This is a genomic window from Pseudomonas sp. Ant30-3, from assembly GCF_000690905.1.
GTDB lineage: Bacteria > Pseudomonadota > Gammaproteobacteria > Pseudomonadales > Pseudomonadaceae > Aquipseudomonas.
In genome coordinates this window covers 1-15222 of the sequence record NZ_JMCL01000068.1, presented here as the reverse complement: position 1 = coordinate 15222, position 15222 = coordinate 1, and the positions used below count along the sequence as shown (strand labels likewise).

At 59.8% G+C, this 15222-nt stretch carries 11 protein-coding genes; 1 reads left to right on the top strand and 10 read right to left on the bottom strand.

The genetic code is table 11. The features are described from left to right. The first annotated feature begins 16 nt into the window (after positions 1-16). On the top strand, positions 17-1297 hold the full coding sequence (locus DU29_RS0117350; RefSeq protein ID WP_028622809.1) for a serine/threonine transporter: 1281 nt from the start codon (positions 17-19) through the stop codon (positions 1295-1297). A 115-nt stretch (positions 1298-1412) separates the two neighbouring features. On the opposite strand, the gene DU29_RS0117345 is transcribed toward DU29_RS0117350, so the two are convergent. From DU29_RS0117345 to DU29_RS0117295, 10 genes are all read right to left on the bottom strand, one after another. Beyond that, on the bottom strand, positions 1413-3083 hold the full coding sequence (locus DU29_RS0117345) for an ATP-binding protein (protein ID WP_028622808.1): 1671 nt from the start codon (positions 3081-3083) through the stop codon (positions 1413-1415). After that, on the bottom strand, positions 3080-4582 hold the full coding sequence (locus tag DU29_RS0117340) for an ATPase domain-containing protein (RefSeq protein WP_028622807.1): 1503 nt from the start codon (positions 4580-4582) through the stop codon (positions 3080-3082). Before DU29_RS0117340 ends, DU29_RS0117345 begins: the two co-directional genes overlap by 4 nt. Positions 4583-4696: 114 nt before the next feature. Next, positions 4697-5752 carry a tetratricopeptide repeat protein gene (locus tag DU29_RS0117335; protein ID WP_028622806.1) on the bottom strand — a complete coding sequence of 352 codons (1056 nt, stop codon included), beginning with the start codon at positions 5750-5752 and terminating at the stop codon, positions 4697-4699. A gap of 98 nt (positions 5753-5850) precedes the next feature. After that, complete coding sequence (locus DU29_RS0117330) at positions 5851-7806, bottom strand: acetoacetate--CoA ligase (protein ID WP_028622805.1); 1956 nt, start codon at positions 7804-7806, stop codon at positions 5851-5853. A gap of 120 nt (positions 7807-7926) precedes the next feature. After that, positions 7927-8712: a 3-hydroxybutyrate dehydrogenase gene (locus DU29_RS0117325; protein WP_028622804.1), complete on the bottom strand. Its 786-nt coding sequence runs from the start codon at positions 8710-8712 to the stop codon at positions 7927-7929. Between the two features lie 7 nt (positions 8713-8719). Next, positions 8720-10111, bottom strand: a complete 1392-nt coding sequence (locus DU29_RS0117320; RefSeq protein ID WP_028622803.1) for a GntP family permease — start codon at positions 10109-10111, stop codon at positions 8720-8722. A gap of 287 nt (positions 10112-10398) precedes the next feature. Continuing rightward, a complete protein-coding gene (locus DU29_RS0117315; protein WP_028622802.1) occupies positions 10399-11814 on the bottom strand; it encodes a sigma-54 interaction domain-containing protein in 1416 nt (471 codons plus the stop codon). Between the two features lie 300 nt (positions 11815-12114). After that, the gene (locus tag DU29_RS0117305; RefSeq protein ID WP_028622800.1) at positions 12115-13689 is read right to left on the bottom strand and encodes an ABC transporter ATP-binding protein; all 1575 of its coding nucleotides are present in this window, start codon (positions 13687-13689) and stop codon (positions 12115-12117) included. 120 nt (positions 13690-13809) lie between these two features. Beyond that, positions 13810-14832, bottom strand: a complete 1023-nt coding sequence (locus DU29_RS0117300; RefSeq protein ID WP_028622799.1) for an ABC transporter permease — start codon at positions 14830-14832, stop codon at positions 13810-13812. Beyond that, a partial coding sequence (locus DU29_RS0117295; protein ID WP_028622798.1) for an ABC transporter permease subunit occupies positions 14832-15222 on the bottom strand: 391 nt, incomplete at its 5' end. The genes DU29_RS0117300 and DU29_RS0117295, both read right to left, overlap by 1 nt.

Below are 15222 nucleotides of genomic sequence, written 5' to 3'. Positions count from 1 at the left end.
GTGGAGATCCCACCGGATGAAAGATCAGGCCAATAGCGTCGATGAACGCTATGTAACGGCGACACCAGCGACGCTGACAAGCTGGAACCGCCATGACACCACCTGGATGCTCGGCCTGTTCGGCACAGCAATCGGTGCCGGCACGCTGTTTTTACCGATCAATGCGGGGCTCGGCGGTTTCTGGCCGTTGCTGATTCTTGCCGTGTTGGCATTTCCGATGACGTTTTATGCGCACCGTGGCCTGACCCGATTTGTATTATCCGGCCGCGAAGGCGCGGACATCACGGAAGTGGTCGAAGAGCATTTCGGCATCAAGGCCGGAGCCCTGATCACTCTGCTGTATTTCTTCGCGATTTTCCCGATCCTGCTGATCTACAGTGTGGCGTTGACCAATACCGTGGGCAGTTTCCTCGAACATCAATTGCACATCACGCCGCCACCGCGCGCGATTCTGTCGCTGGTACTGATCCTTGGTTTGCTGGCGGTGGTGCGTTGCGGCGAGCAGGTGATCATCAAGGCCATGAGCCTGATGGTGTATCCGTTTATCGTCGCGCTGCTGTTTCTGGCGGTGTTCCTGATCCCGCACTGGAATGGCGGCATTCTCATCACGGCAACCACGCTGCCGGAGCCGTCGGCGCTGCTGCACACGCTGTGGCTGGCGATTCCGGTGATGGTGTTCTCGTTCAACCATTCGCCGATCATCTCGGCGTTCGCGGTAGACCAGAAGCGTCGTTACGGCGAGCACGCCGAGGAGCGCAGTTCGCAGATCCTGTCGCGCGCGCATGCGTTGATGGTGGTGATGGTGCTGTTCTTCGTCTTCAGTTGCGTGCTGACCCTGTCGCCGGCGCAGCTGGCAGAAGCGAAGGCGCAGAACCTGTCGATCCTGTCGTACCTGGCGAATCACTTCAGCAACCCGACCATCGCTTTTGCGGCGCCACTGATCGCGTTTGTGGCGATTTCGAAATCCTTTCTCGGGCATTACATCGGTGCCAGTGAAGGCTTGAAAGGCTTGATCGTGAAGAGCGGCAAGCGTCCGGCGCCGAAAACGCTGGATCGTCTGACGGCGGCGTTCATGCTGGTGGTTTGCTGGATTGTCGCGACACTGAATCCGAGCATTCTGGGCATGATCGAGACGCTGGGCGGCCCGATCATCGCGGCGATTCTGTTCTTGATGCCGATGTATGCCATTCGCAAGGTGCCGGCGATGGCTCGGTATCGCGGGCAAGCTTCCAATGTTTTTGTGGCCGCGGTAGGGCTGGTGGCGATATCGGCGTTGATTTATTCGCTGAGCGCCTGATCGTTCGCAGAGTGTCCTGAGTACGGCTGATCCGCCATGCGGGTCGGCCGTTTTTGTGCTCAGGGTCCAGACCGGGCAGCGGTTTCATGTTGACGCAGGACTGCGCGCAGGACCGTCAGATCCGAATCATTTCCCGCACCTTCGCCGTCAGCAAATCAAAGGTAAACGGCTTGGTGATCATCTGCATGCCCGGGTCAAGAAACCCGCCGCGCACGGCCGCATGTTCTGCGTACCCGGTGATGAACAGCACCTTGAGGTCCGGCCGGTATTGCCGGCCGATTTCCGCCAGTTGCCGACCATTCATCCCGGGCAGGCCGACGTCGCTGATCAAAAGATCAATGCGTTGTGCCGAGTTGAGGATCGGCACTGCGCTAGGGGCGTCGACGGCTTCAACGAAGGCGTAACCCAGGTCACTCAGCACCGTGCTGACCAGTACGCGCACAGCGGGATCATCCTCGACGATCAGCACGGTTTCACCGTTCTCGGCGATCAGCGCGTGTTGAATATCGACGGGTTCTTCCTGATGGATGTCGCCCCCGAAACGCGGCAGGTACAGGTTCACCGTAGTGCCTCTGCCTTCTTGGCTATCGATCATCACGTGACCGCGCGATTGTTTGCTGAAACCGTAGATCATCGACAAGCCAAGCCCGGTGCCCTGGCCGATAGGTTTGGTGGTGAAGAACGGGTCAAAGGCGCGGTTGATGGTGCTTTGTGGCATGCCGCAACCAGTGTCCGTAACGCTTAGCACCACATAGTCCCCGGGTTCGAGATTACCGTGGGCTGCGGTGAAGTTCGCATCCAGGTATTGATTGCTGGTTTTGACCACCAGGTTGCCGCCGGTCGGCATGGCGTCGCGGGCGTTGATCACCAGGTTGAGCAGGGCGCTTTCCAGCTGATTGGGATCGGCCTCCGCCACCCACAATTGCGGGTCCAGTTGCATATCCATGTGAATAGTTTCATTGATACTGCGTTGCAGCAATTCGCCCATCGAAACGACCAGTGAGTTCATCTCGACGGGTTTCGAATCCAGCGACTGGCGTCTGGAAAAAGCCAGCAGCCGATGGGTCAGACCGGCCGCGCGGTTGGCGGAGGTCACGCCCAAATCGATCAGGCCATCCAGATCATCGGTGCGGCCCCGGGCCAGGCGCCGGCGCAGCAACTCCAGGCTGCCAATGATGCCGGTCAGCATGTTGTTGAAGTCGTGGGCGATACCGCCGGTGAGTTGACCGACCGCTTCCATTTTTTGCGACTGGCGCAGCGCTTCTTCATTGTGACGCAATTGGGCTGTGCGCTCCTCGACCTGTTGTTCCAGGGTTTCGAGGGTGGTCTGCAATCGCAATTCACTTTGACTCAGGTCGATCAACCGATCCCTGGCTTCGTACTGTCGTCGGCGCCCACGCAGCGCCGTGGTTACCAGACTGATCAGCGTGACCGGATGGAAAGGACGCTCCAGGAACGTGACGTTGCCCAACTGCGGGCCAAAGCGGGACGCGGGATTTTGTTCCGGACCACCGTGATATGTCAGCAGCACGATAGGCAGATCCGACCACGCTGGCTGTTCCTCGATCAGGCTGAACAGCGGCCCGAGATCACTGCCAAGCAGAGCCTCGGAAGAAATCAGCAACAGGCCCGCACCGTTCTCCAGCTCCGCGCAAAGCTCCATCAGGTTGCGGGTGATGATGCCATCGTAACCCGCTTCATTGAGCATCATTAACGCAAGCTGGCTGTCACGTCCAAGTGGCGCGAGGATAATCGCGCGTTCGGAGGTCGCGTGCCCGACATTCACTGGGCTTCTTCCTCAAGCAGCGGCTTGCTTTCACCCATGTAGGTTGGCACCCCGCGCAGCACGCCCTGGAACGAATCCAGCGGCTTGCCGATGGTCATCCCGGTCGAACTGATGCGATATTCGCGAATGGTCGACTCGTGGCTACCCGTGCGTTTCTTGATGACAGAAATCGCCCGGCGGACCTGGCCCAGCGCCTCGAAGTAACGCAGCAGAATCACGGTGTCGGCCAGATAAGTAATGTCGACGGGTGCCTTCATGTCGCCGACCAGGCCATGCTGGGCGACTGTCATGAATGTTGCGGCGCCACGGCGATTGAGGTAGAGCAGCAACTCATGCATGTGCAAGACCAACGCATTCTCTTCCGGCATTGCGGCCTGATAGCCGTTGATGCTGTCGATCACTACCGTCTTGATGTCGCGCTCGTCGACGCAACGGCGCACGCGGTGTGAAAACTCGCCCGGCGACAGTTCTGCGGCGTCGACTTGCTCGATCAACAGATTGCCGGTGGCTTGCAAGGCTTTGAGATCGATGCCCATGTTCTTCATGCGCTCGAACAGCAGACCGAGTTCTTCGTCGAAGATGAACAGCGCGGCTTTCTCGCCACGAGCCACGGCAGCGGCAGCGAAGATCATCGAGATCAGCGATTTACCGGTACCGGCCGGACCCAGGATCAAGGTGCCGGAGCCGGTTTCGATACCGCCGCCGAGCAGGGCGTCCATTTCCTTGATCCCGCTGGACAATTGCAGGCGGTCATAGCCACCGCGATGCTCGGCCGCCACCAGCCGCGGAAACACATGCACGCCATCGCCCATGATGGTGAAGTCGTGAAAGCCGCCACGGTATTTCTGCCCGCGGTATTTCACCACGCGAACGCGGCGGCGTTCAGCACCATAGTTAGGGGTCAACTCCTCAAGGCGGATGACACCGTGCGCGACACTGTGCACAGTCTTGTCGAGGGATTCAGTGGTCAAGTCATCCAGCAACACTACCGTAGCGTCATAGCGCACGAAGTAATGTTTGATCGCGAGGATCTGCCGACGGTAACGCAGCGAACTCTGCGCCAGCAGACGAATCTCGGAGAGGCTGTCGAGCACCACGCGGGTCGGTTTGACGCGTTCGACCACTTCGAAAATCTGCCGGGTGGCTTCGCCCAATTCAAGGTCGGAGGAGTAGAGCAGACTTTGCTGGTGCTCAGCGTTAAGCAGGCTTTCCGGCGGGGTCAGCTCGAAGATGTGGATGTTTTCATCCAGCTCCCAGCCATGTGACCGCGCGCCCTGGCGCAACTCATGCTCGGTTTCGGAAAGGGTGATGTACAACGAGCGCTCACCGGCTCTTGCGCCGGCCATTAAAAATTGCAAAGCAACCGTGGTTTTACCGGTGCCGGGTTCGCCTTCCAGCAGGAAGACGTGACCGCGAGACAAGCCACCGGCCAGGATGTCATCCAGACCTTCGATGCCGGTGGCGGCTTTTGCACTGAACAACTCGTTAGACGTAGTCAAAAAAAGCCCTCTCATGACTAGGGGAAGTGAGGCAGCAAGCCTGAATAGCCTGAATGAACTGCCTGATCACTTGACCTTTGGCCGAGAGAGCGGTTCCACAATATTTAGCGGTTATTACAGGCCCTGTTGAAGGGCCGGGTCGTCCGGATTCAATTGTTCGAGTTGCGCGAGCAGAATCTGCACATTCTGCAACTGGCCACTTTCCTTCCAGTAATTAATCAGCAGGACCCGGGCGCGACGGTCGGCGGGGTAGCGCTGAACGATCTCCTGCAACTGTTTCTGCGCCGCTTCCAGTTCTTCCTGGTCGTGCAGCGTGGTCGCGAGGTCGTAACGGTAGTTCTTGTTGTCGGGTTCCAGCTCGACGGCTTTGGATAAGCCAAGCAAAGCGAACTCACTTTGATCGTGGTGCAGCAGCCACATGCCCAGCGCATGTTGCAGATAGGCCGAATCGGGCTGTGCTTTCAATTGCCTGGCCAGCAACAGGCGAGCCGCTTCACTCTGGCCCTGTTTGTCCAGCACTTCGATCTGCATCACCAGCGCCGGCAGATTATCCGGGGCAAGGCGCAAGGTGTGTTCGAGGGCCAGCTGCGCTTCCTTGTACTCGCCATTGTGCACGTGCAATCGGGCCAGCTGGATCTGGTTGTCAGCGGTCTCCGGGGTGTTTTTCAGTGCTTGCTTCCACGCATCGACCGCCTGCTGCAATGGCCCGAAATACAGGCCGAGATTGTCCGGTGACAAGCCGAGCAGGGCATTCACGGCGGCAAATCGGACGCTTTGATCGCTGTCGTCCAGCAATGGCCCGAGGAGCAAACTGCGTTGCCCGCCGGGAACCAGTCCGCTGATGCTTTGAATAGCAGCGATGCGCACCTTCGCCGATGGGTGCTGCAGGTCGGCGCCGGCCAGTTTCAAGGCGACCGAGCTGGGGTAATTGGGCAGTTCGGCGTGCAGCCAGATGCGCCGCTTGGGCGAGATGTCCGGGCGGGCGAGTTGCTGATAAAGCACCCGCGCGGCACCTGGGCGGCCTTCGCGGGCCTGGATCAAGGCTTCGCTGTAGCCGCGCTTGATCGCTTCCGGTATCACCGGCGTGCTGCTGCGCAGGTACAGCCAGGCGACGCCGATGGCGAGCAAAACGCACAGGCTGATGATCAGGTAGCGGCGGGACTTGGGCATGCAAATATCCGAAGCTGGCAAGCTTTTGCAAAGCAGCCAGCTTCGGTCAGGCTGGGCTGCGAGTCAAACCTGGCATTCTGCATAACAGTCGCGGCCAGTCAATCAAGCAGCTCCGGGCGCTGACGAAACTGTTCGAGCGCTTCGGGATTGGCCAGCGCATCGGTGTTTTTGACCGGTTGGCCATGCACCACGTTGCGTACTGCCAATTCGACGACTTTGCCGCTGATGGTCCGCGGAATGTCCGTGACCGCGACGATTTTTGCCGGTACATGACGCGGGGTTGTGTTGGCGCGAATCACCTGGCGGATTCGTTCTCGCAACGCGTCGTCAAGCTCGACGCCGTCCTGCAGGCGCACGAACAACACCACGCGCACGTCGTCCTGCCATTGCTGGCCGATAGCGACGCTGTCAGTGACCTGCGGGACTTTTTCTACCTGACGATAAATTTCCGCTGTGCCGATGCGCACACCGCCGGGATTGAGTACCGCGTCGGAGCGGCCATGAATCAGCATCGCGCCGTGAGGCAACTGTTCGGCGTAATCTCCCTGCGCCCAGACGCCGGGGAACAGCCTGAAATAGGACGCGCGCAATTTGTCTCCACTCACATCATTCCACAAGCCTATGGGCATGGCGGGGAAGTGACGGGTGCAGACCAGCTCACCTTTCTCGCCGATCACCGGGCTGCCGGCGTCGTTCCAGACTTCAACGGCCATGCCGAGGCTTTTGCCCTGGATTTCGCCGCGACACACTGGCTCCAGCGGATTGCCATTCACAAAGCACGAGACGATGTCGGTACCGCCCGACATCGACGCCAGGCACAACTCGCTTTTGAAATCCCGATAGACGTAGTCATAACTCTGCGGAGACAGCGCGGAGCCGGTGCACAAGAGGATTTTCAGGCTGTCCAGCTCATGGCTTTGCCGAGGTTTTACGCCGCTGCTTTCGAGAGTCGCGAGGAACTTCGGGCTGGTGCCGAAAACGCTGATGCGCTCGTCGTCGATCAGATCGATCAAACGCTCGGGCCCAGGATGAAAGGGCGAACCGTCGTACAGCACCACCGCGCTGCCGACCGCGAGGGCCGAGACCAGCCAGTTCCACATCATCCAGCCGCAGGTGGTGTAGTAGAACAAACGGTCGCCGGGGCCGAGATCGCAATGCAGGCCGTGTTCCTTGACGTGTTGCAAGAGCACGCCGCCGGTGCCGTGGATGATGCATTTGGGCACGCCGGTGGTGCCGCTGGAATAGAGGATGTACAGCGGATGATCGAAGGCTACGGCGACGAAGTCAGGTTCGCCGCCCGCTTCGTAGAAGTCATCCCACAACGCGACGTCGGCCTGAGTGTGGAAGTGCTCGATGCGTGCCTGCGGTCGCGCATATGGCACAACGATCAATTGCTGCAGCGTCGGCAGGCGCGCGAGGATTTCGTTGACCTTCGCCGTCTGGTCGATGTCCTTGCCGGCGTAATGGTAGCCGGCGCAGGTGATCAGCACTTTCGGTTCGATCTGGCCGAAACGGTCGATCACGCCTTGAGTGCCGAAGTCGGGCGACGAGCATGACCAGATCGCACCGAGGCTGGTGGTGGCGAGCATGGCCACCAGCGTTTGCCAGGTATTGGGCATGCACGCGGCAACGCGATCGCCGATGCCGATGCCAGCCGCCTGCAGGCTGTTCTGAAAACCGGCGACGTGTTCTGCCAGTTCTGCCCAGGTCAGGTGTTCGCGTTGTCCGCTCTCGCCGATGGCGATTACCGCCACGGCATCGTCGCGTCGACGCAGCAAGTGCTCGGCGAAGTTCAGCGTGGCCCCGGGAAACCAATGGGCGCTGGGCATTTGCGCGCCTTCGATCAGCACCGCGTCTGGTTGCGCGTGAAAGCGCAGGTCGAAGAAATCGACGATCGCCTGCCAGAAATCCTCACGTTGATCGATGGACCACTGGTGCAGGGCAGGGTAGTCATCAATCTTCAGGTGATGGCGATTGTTGATGAAGCGCCGGAAAGCGTGCATGCGCGTTTTGCCGATGCGTTGGGCGCTGGGTTGCCAGAGGATGTCAGACATGAGTTGCCTCTTTTTCTACCTTCGGATCCATTCGCGAGCAGGCTCGCTCCCACAGGGAATCACCTTTGGATGTGGGAGCGAGCCTGCTCGCGAAGAACGATAACGCGGTCTGTCGAACAGTTACTGCGCCAGCCACCCACCATCAATATTCCACGCGGCCCCGCGCACCTGGCTGCCGGCCTCGCTGCACAGGAACAGCACCAGTTCACCCAACTGCGGCGGGGTCACAAACTCCAGCGACGGTTGCTTTTCGGCAAGCAGATCATGCTGCGCCTGTTGCGGATCGGTCCCGGTGGCGATGCGGTCATCAATCTGCTTCTGCACCAGCGGCGTCAGGACCCAGCCCGGGCAGATCGCGTTGCAGGTCACGTTGCTGGTGGCCGTTTCCAGGCCGACCACTTTAGTCAGACCGATGACGCCGTGTTTCGCCGCCACGTACGCCGCCTTGCCCACCGAGCCGACCTGGCCGTGCACAGAGGCGATGTTGATGATCCGTCCCCAGCCCTTGGCGCGCATGCCCGGCAAGCTCAAGCGTGTGCTGTGAAATACCGATGACAGGTTGATCGCGATGATCGAATCCCAGCGTTCGACAGGGAAGTCCTCGACCGCTGAAACGTGCTGAATCCCCGCGTTGTTGACCAGAATATCGACGCCGCCGAATTCACGCTCGGCGTAGGCCAGCATGTCGGCAATCTGCGCCGGGTCGCTGACATCGGCCGGGTGATGGCCGACCTTGCCACCGCTGCTCTTGTTGAGGTGCTCTACCTCGGCGATCACTGTTGCCGCATCGCCGAAACCGTTGAGGATCAGGCTCGCACCCGCCTTGGCCAGGCTCAGGGCGATGCCCAGGCCAATGCCGCTGGTGGAGCCGGTAACCAATGCCGTCTTGCCTGAAAGAGTTGTCATCAATGCCTCACACAATGCCAGTGGCGTAGAACGTACCGATCACGACGAAAACCGCCAGGGTCTTGATCAGCGTAATACAGAAAATGTCTTTGTAGGCTTCGCGGTGCGTCAGGCCGGTCACCGCGAGCAAGGTGATCACCGCGCCGTTGTGCGGCAGGGTATCCATGCCGCCGCTGGCCATGGAGGCCACACGGTGCAGCACTTCCAGGGGAATGTTCGCAGCATTTGCCGCTGCGATGAAATCATCGGCCATCGCCGCCAGAGCGATGCTCATGCCGCCCGATGCCGAACCGGTGATGCCCGCCAGCAGGGTGACGGTCACGGCTTCGTTGACCAGCGGATTGGGGATGTTCTTCAACCAGTCGGCCAGCACCAGGAACCCTGGCAGCGAAGCGATGACCGCACCGAAGCCGTATTCCGAGGCGGTGTTCATCGCCGCCAGCAGTGCACCGCTGACCGCACTTTTACTGCCTTCGGCCAACTTGCTGCGAATCGCCTGGAAGCCGAATGCCAACACCATCAGGATGCCGACCAGCAGCGCTGCCTGAACCGCCCAAATGGCCGTGAGTTTGGCGATTTCGGTGGTGACCGGCGCGCTCATGCCCGGCAGTGCAAGGCTGTGGGTTTTGCCGTACCACTGCGGAATCCAATGGGTGAACAGCAGGTTCATGATGCCGACCGCCAGCAATGGCGAGAGGGCGAGCCACGGGTTGGGCAGTTTGATGTCAGCGGCGGTTTCCGGCTCGTTGCGCAACTCGGTGCCGTAGCCTTCGCCACTGCGCTGAGCTTTGTTGCGTTGCCGCTGGAGGAACAGCATGCCGGCGCTGAAAACAAAAATCGTGCCGATCACGCCCAGCCACGGCGCTGCCCACGCGGTCGTGTTGAAGAAGGTGGTGGGGATAATGTTCTGGATCTGCGGTGTGCCGGGCAGGGCGTCCATGGTGAACGAGAAGGCGCCGAGCGCGATGGTCGCCGGGATCAGGCGCTTGGGGATATTGCTCTGGCGGAACATCTCGGCGGCAAACGGATAGACCGCGAAAACCACCACGAACAGCGATACGCCGCCGTAGGTCAGCAAGGCGCAGACCAATACGATCACCAGCATCGCCTGACGGGTGCCGAGCAAGCGAATGGCGGCAGCAACAATCGAGCGCGAGAAACCCGACAACTCGATCAGCTTGCCAAATACCGCACCGAGCAGGAACACCGGGAAATACAGTTTGATGAAGCCGACCATTTTTTCCATGAACACCCCGGTGAACGCGGGGGCAACGGCGGAAGGGTCGGTGAGCAGGACGGCGCCGAGGGCGGCAATCGGGGCGAAGAGGATTACGCTGTAGCCACGGTAGGCGGCGAGCATCAGCAGCGCTAGGGCTGCCAAGGCAATGGTCACACTCATGGTGTGTCTCCTGGTTTGTTATTTTTTTGGGTGAGGCTGGTAGGAGAGTGCTTTAGCGAGATTTGTGCCAGATTCGTAACATTCTGATTTATATGGATATTTAGCGGATTTTCACGTGGGCGTTATGAATATATCTCAATCTGGAGATATTTGATGTTTGAGATGGACCCTTCGCGAGCAAGCCTTGCTCCCACAGGTGATCTCCTTGGCGCCTGAAAATCTAGCCTCTGTGTGAGCAAGGCTTGCCCGCGAAGAGCCTCTGTCTACCAATGGAGATCAATGTCTCTTTACAGAGACTCAACAACCCCCAACGCCACCATCTTCTTGTACAACGTCGAACGGCCCAAGCCCAATCGGGCCGCCGCCTCAACGACTTTGCCCCCGCATTGCGCGAGTGCATGCTCAATCAGCTGCCGATCAAACCGCTCCCGTGCCGCGTTGAATGTTTCCAGCGCAACCGGTTCGAGCACCGTTGAAATGGTGCGCTCCACTGGCGTGAACGTCCCGATTGCCGCGCGGATGTCCCCGGCGTTCAATACCAGATCATCACTGAGCAGCGCCGCGCGTTCCAGCACGTTGCGCAACTCGCGAATATTCCCCGGCCAGGCGTGTTGGGCCAATAACGCCAGTGCTTGAGGGTTGAGCTCGTGCTGACTGCGCAGTTCTTCGAGAATCGCTTCGCTCAGGGCCGGCAAGTCATCCAGACGATCGCGCAGCGGCGGGACCTGGATCGGCAGGACGTTGAGGCGGTAGTACAAGTCAGCACGGAATTCGCCGCGCTTGATCGCCGCTTCAAGGTTGGTGGAGGTCGCAGCGATCACCCGCACATCGCTCTGGATCACCTCATTGGAGCCGACCGGCTCGAATTCTTTTTCCTGCAAGACCCGCAACAGTTTGCTCTGCAACGGCAGCGGCATATCGCCGATTTCATCAAGGAACAGCGTGCCGCCTTGGGCGATCTGCAACTTGCCGACGCGGCCTTTGCGATCAGCACCGGTAAACGCGCCGGGCGCGGTGCCGAAAAACTCCGCTTCCAGCAACGCCTCGGGGATGGCCGCGCTGTTGATGCTGACGAAGGCTTTGTGCGCTCGCGGCGATGCGCCATGAATGGCCTGCGCGAGCAGTTCCTTACCGGTGCCGGTTTCGCCCAGCAGCAATACTGGCGAATCGGCGCTGGCGCTGCGGCGGGCGCGGCGTTTGACTTCCAGGCTCGCCGCGCTGGTGCCGATGAAGTGGGCGAAGTTGTATTTGGTCTGGCGTGCGCGCAGCAACGAGCGCGTGGAAGCAAGCTCTTCCTGCATGCTCATGTAGCGCTTGAGCATCGGCGAGAGGCTGCGCAATTCATCGAACAAGGCAAAACCGATCGCGCCGATGACCACACCGGCGTCGTCGTGAATTGGCAGACGCATGACCACCAGGGGTTCCTTGGGCGTGTCCTGCATGTCGAGCAGGATCGGCCGGCCCGTGCGGACGACCTCACGCAGCAGGCTGCCGGGGATCACGCTTTCGCAAGGTTTGCCGATGGCCACTTCCGCCGACTCCAGGCCGAAGCGCCGGGCATAGCGTTCGTTCATCCATACGATGTTGGCGTCGCGGTCGACAATCACCGTGCCTTCACTCGACTGCTCGATGATTTCGAACAACGAACGGATCGCCAGCAGTCGAACGCGCTGGTAATCCTTGAGGCTTTCGGTGGTGTTCATGGGGGCTGATCCTGATTGTGTATTGCCTGTGCGGACGCCATCGCGAGCAAGCTCGGCTCCTACAGGTCCGCGGTGAAATCATCAAATCCGTGAGCGCCGAAGATCCTGTGGGAGCAGAACCTTGGCCCCAACAGCTCTGCGGTGAAACCATCAAATGCGTGAGCACCGAAAAACCTGTGGGAGCCGAGCCTTAGCCCCAACAGCTCTGCGGCAAAACCACTAAATGTGTGACCGCCGGAGAACCTGTGGGAGCCGAGCTTGCTCGCGATGGCCGCGACACGGTGCACGGGTCCCACGCGGTTATCGCGCATGCGCCGCCGCCAACAGCTCTTTGGTATACGGATGCTGCGGCGAATCAAATACCTCATGACTGGCACCGCGTTCAACCACTTTGCCGTCCTTGATCACAATCAGGTCATGCGCCAGCGCGCGCACGACTGCCAGATCATGGCTGATAAACAGATACGTCAGGCCATGTTTCTCCTGCAATTGGCGGAGCAGGGCGACCACTTGCTTTTGCACGGTGCGATCCAGCGCCGACGTCGGTTCATCGAGCAAAATCAGCGCCGGTTTCAACACCAATGCGCGGGCAATGGCGATACGCTGGCGTTGACCACCGGAGAACTCATGCGGATAACGGTGCCGGCTCAGCGGGTCGAGGCCGACTTCCTGCAGCGCTTGAATGACCTGCGCGTCACACTGATCGGCGCTGGAATGGCTGTGCACTTCAAGGCCTTCGCTGATGATCTGCGCCACCGACATACGCGGGCTCAAACTGCCAAACGGATCCTGGAACACCACCTGCATTTTCTTGCGCCATGGCCGCAGTTGCTTTTGCGTCAAGCCATCCAGTACTTCGCCCTGAAAGCGAATGCTGCCCTCGGAATCGAGCAGCCGCAGGATCGCTTGGCCCAGCGTCGATTTGCCGGAACCGGACTCACCCACAATGCCCAGGGTCTTGCCGCGCTGGATGTTCAAGCTGATGCCATCCACTGCGCGCAGGTAGGTCTTGCGCCGAAACAGGCCTCCGCTCAGTTGAAACTGCACGTTCAGGTTGTCCACTTCAAGGACATTTTCACGCTCGTCCCGGGGCAGCGCTTCACCTTCCGGCTCAGCGTTCAGCAGCACGCAACTGTAGGGATGTTGCGGTTCGGTGAACAAGGTTTCGCAGGTCGCCTGCTCGACGATTTCGCCGGCCTTCATCACGCACACGCGCTGGGCGATGCTGCGCACCAGATTGAGGTCGTGGCTGATCAGCAGCAGCGACATGCCAAGGCGCTGTTGCAGGGATTTGAGCAGAATCAGAATTTTGCGCTGAACGGTCACGTCCAGCGCTGTGGTCGGTTCGTCGGCAATCAGCAATTGTGGTTCGCAGGCCAGCGCCATGGCGATCATCACCCGTTGCCGCTGGCCGCCAGACAGCTGATGCGGATACGCCTTGAGTCGTTCCTCGGGTTTCTGAATGCCCACCAGCTGCAGCAGTTCGAGAATGCGCGTCTGTGCCGGTTTGCCGGTCAGGCCCTTGTGCAGCAACAGGGTTTCGCCAATCTGCTTTTCGATCGTGTGCAGCGGGTTGAGCGAAGTCATCGGCTCCTGGAAGATCATCGCGATGCGGTTGCCACGCAGTTCCCGCAAAACCCTGGACGAGGCACCGAGCAATTCCTTGCCGTGATAGCGAATGCTGCCGGTCGTCTCGGTACCGGTTTCGGGCAGCAATTGCAGGATCGAGTGCGCAGTGACCGATTTGCCGGACCCCGACTCACCCACCAGCGCCAGGCATTCGCCGGGACGGATGTCCAGGCACAGGTTACGGACCACGGTCTGACCATTGAAGGCGACGCACAGATCACGGATTTCGATCAGGTTGAGACTCAAGTGTGTAATCTCCGCATCAGCATTGTTGTTCAAGTCCGGCGATCAAGATCGAGGATCAAGATCGAGGATCAAGATCGGGGATCAAGATCGGGGATCAAGATCGGGGATCAAGATCGGGGATCAAGATCGGGGATCAAACGCATCGCGCAATGCCTCGCCTATGAACACCAATAAAGAAAGAATCAGCGCCAACGTGAAAAACGCCGTCAGCCCCAGCCAGGGCGCTTGCAGGTTCTGCTTGCCCTGACCGATCAGCTCGCCCAGCGACGCGCTGCCGGCCGGCATGCCGAACCCGAGGAAGTCCAGCGCCGTCAGCGTCGAAATCGCTCCGGTCAGAATGAACGGCAAGTAACTCAGCGTCGCGTTCATCGCGTTGGGCAGAATGTGTCGCACGATCACTTTGCGATCGGTCAGGCCCAGCGCCCGGGCGGCTTTGACGTATTCCAGATTGCGCCCGCGCAGGAACTCGGCGCGCACCACGTCGACCAGTGCCAGCCACGAAAACAAGGCCATGATCCCCAGCAGCCACCAGAAATTCGGCTCGACGAACCCCGAGAGGATGATCAGCAAATACAGCACCGGCAATCCCGACCAGACCTCCAGCACCCGCTGGCCGATCAAGTCGACCCAGCCGCCGTAATAACCTTGCAGGGCGCCCGCTGCAATACCGATCAGCGCGCTGATTACGGTCAGCATCAACGCAAACAGAATCGACACCCGCGCACCGAAAATCACCCGGGCCAAGACGTCGCGCGCCTGGTCGTCCGTGCCCAGCCAATTTTCACTCGATGGTGGGCTGGGCGCGGGTTTGCTCAAGTCATAGTTGGGCGTGTCGTCACTGAACGGGATCGGCGGAAACAGCAGCCAGCCACCGTCTTTCCTGATCAGGTTCTGCACATAGTCGCTGCGGTAGTCGGCCTGGAAGGGCAACTGTCCGCCGAACTCCTGTTCGGTGTGGCGTTTGAGCACCGGGAAATACAGCGAGTCCTGGTAGCTGACGACCAGCGGTTTATCGTTGGCGATCAATTCGCCGCCGAGGGTCAGCAGAAACAGACCGATGAACAACCACAGCGACCACCAGCCACGGCGGTTTTTCTTGAAGCGTTCCAAGCGGCGACGGGCCAGCGGCGAGAGCGTGAGCATCAGGCATTCCTCGCGGCGAAGTCGATGCGCGGGTCAACCAGCGTGTAACACAGGTCGCCGACCAGTTTTATCAGGAGTCCGAACAGGGTGAAGATGAACAGCGAACCGAACACCACCGGATAGTCCCGAGACACGGCGGCTTCATAACTCATGCGGCCCAGGCCATCGAGCGAAAAGATCACTTCGATCAGCAGCGACCCGGCAAAAAACACGCTGATAAACGCCTGCGGAATACCCGACACCACCAGCAACATTGCGTTGCGAAACACATGGCCGTAAAGCACACGGCGTTCGCTCATGCCTTTGGCGCGGGCGGTGACCACGTATTGGCGGGTGATTTCGTTGAGGAAGGAATTTTTGGTCAGGATGGTCAGGGTCGCGAAACCGCCA

What these genes read in the sequence shown, in the direction of transcription:
- DU29_RS0117350 (WP_028622809.1), top strand. Translation starts at nt 17, where the DNA reads ATGAAAGATCAGGCCAATAGCGTCGATGAACGCTATGTAACGGCGACA.
- DU29_RS0117335 (WP_028622806.1), bottom strand. Translation starts at nt 5,752, where the DNA reads ATGCCCAAGTCCCGCCGCTACCTGATCATCAGCCTGTGCGTTTTGCTC.
- DU29_RS0117330 (WP_028622805.1), bottom strand. Translation starts at nt 7,806, where the DNA reads ATGTCTGACATCCTCTGGCAACCCAGCGCCCAACGCATCGGCAAAACG.
- DU29_RS0117325 (WP_028622804.1), bottom strand. Translation starts at nt 8,712, where the DNA reads ATGACAACTCTTTCAGGCAAGACGGCATTGGTTACCGGCTCCACCAGC.
- DU29_RS0117320 (WP_028622803.1), bottom strand. Translation starts at nt 10,111, where the DNA reads ATGAGTGTGACCATTGCCTTGGCAGCCCTAGCGCTGCTGATGCTCGCC.
- DU29_RS0117315 (WP_028622802.1), bottom strand. Translation starts at nt 11,814, where the DNA reads ATGAACACCACCGAAAGCCTCAAGGATTACCAGCGCGTTCGACTGCTG.
- DU29_RS0117300 (WP_028622799.1), bottom strand. Translation starts at nt 14,832, where the DNA reads ATGCTCACGCTCTCGCCGCTGGCCCGTCGCCGCTTGGAACGCTTCAAG.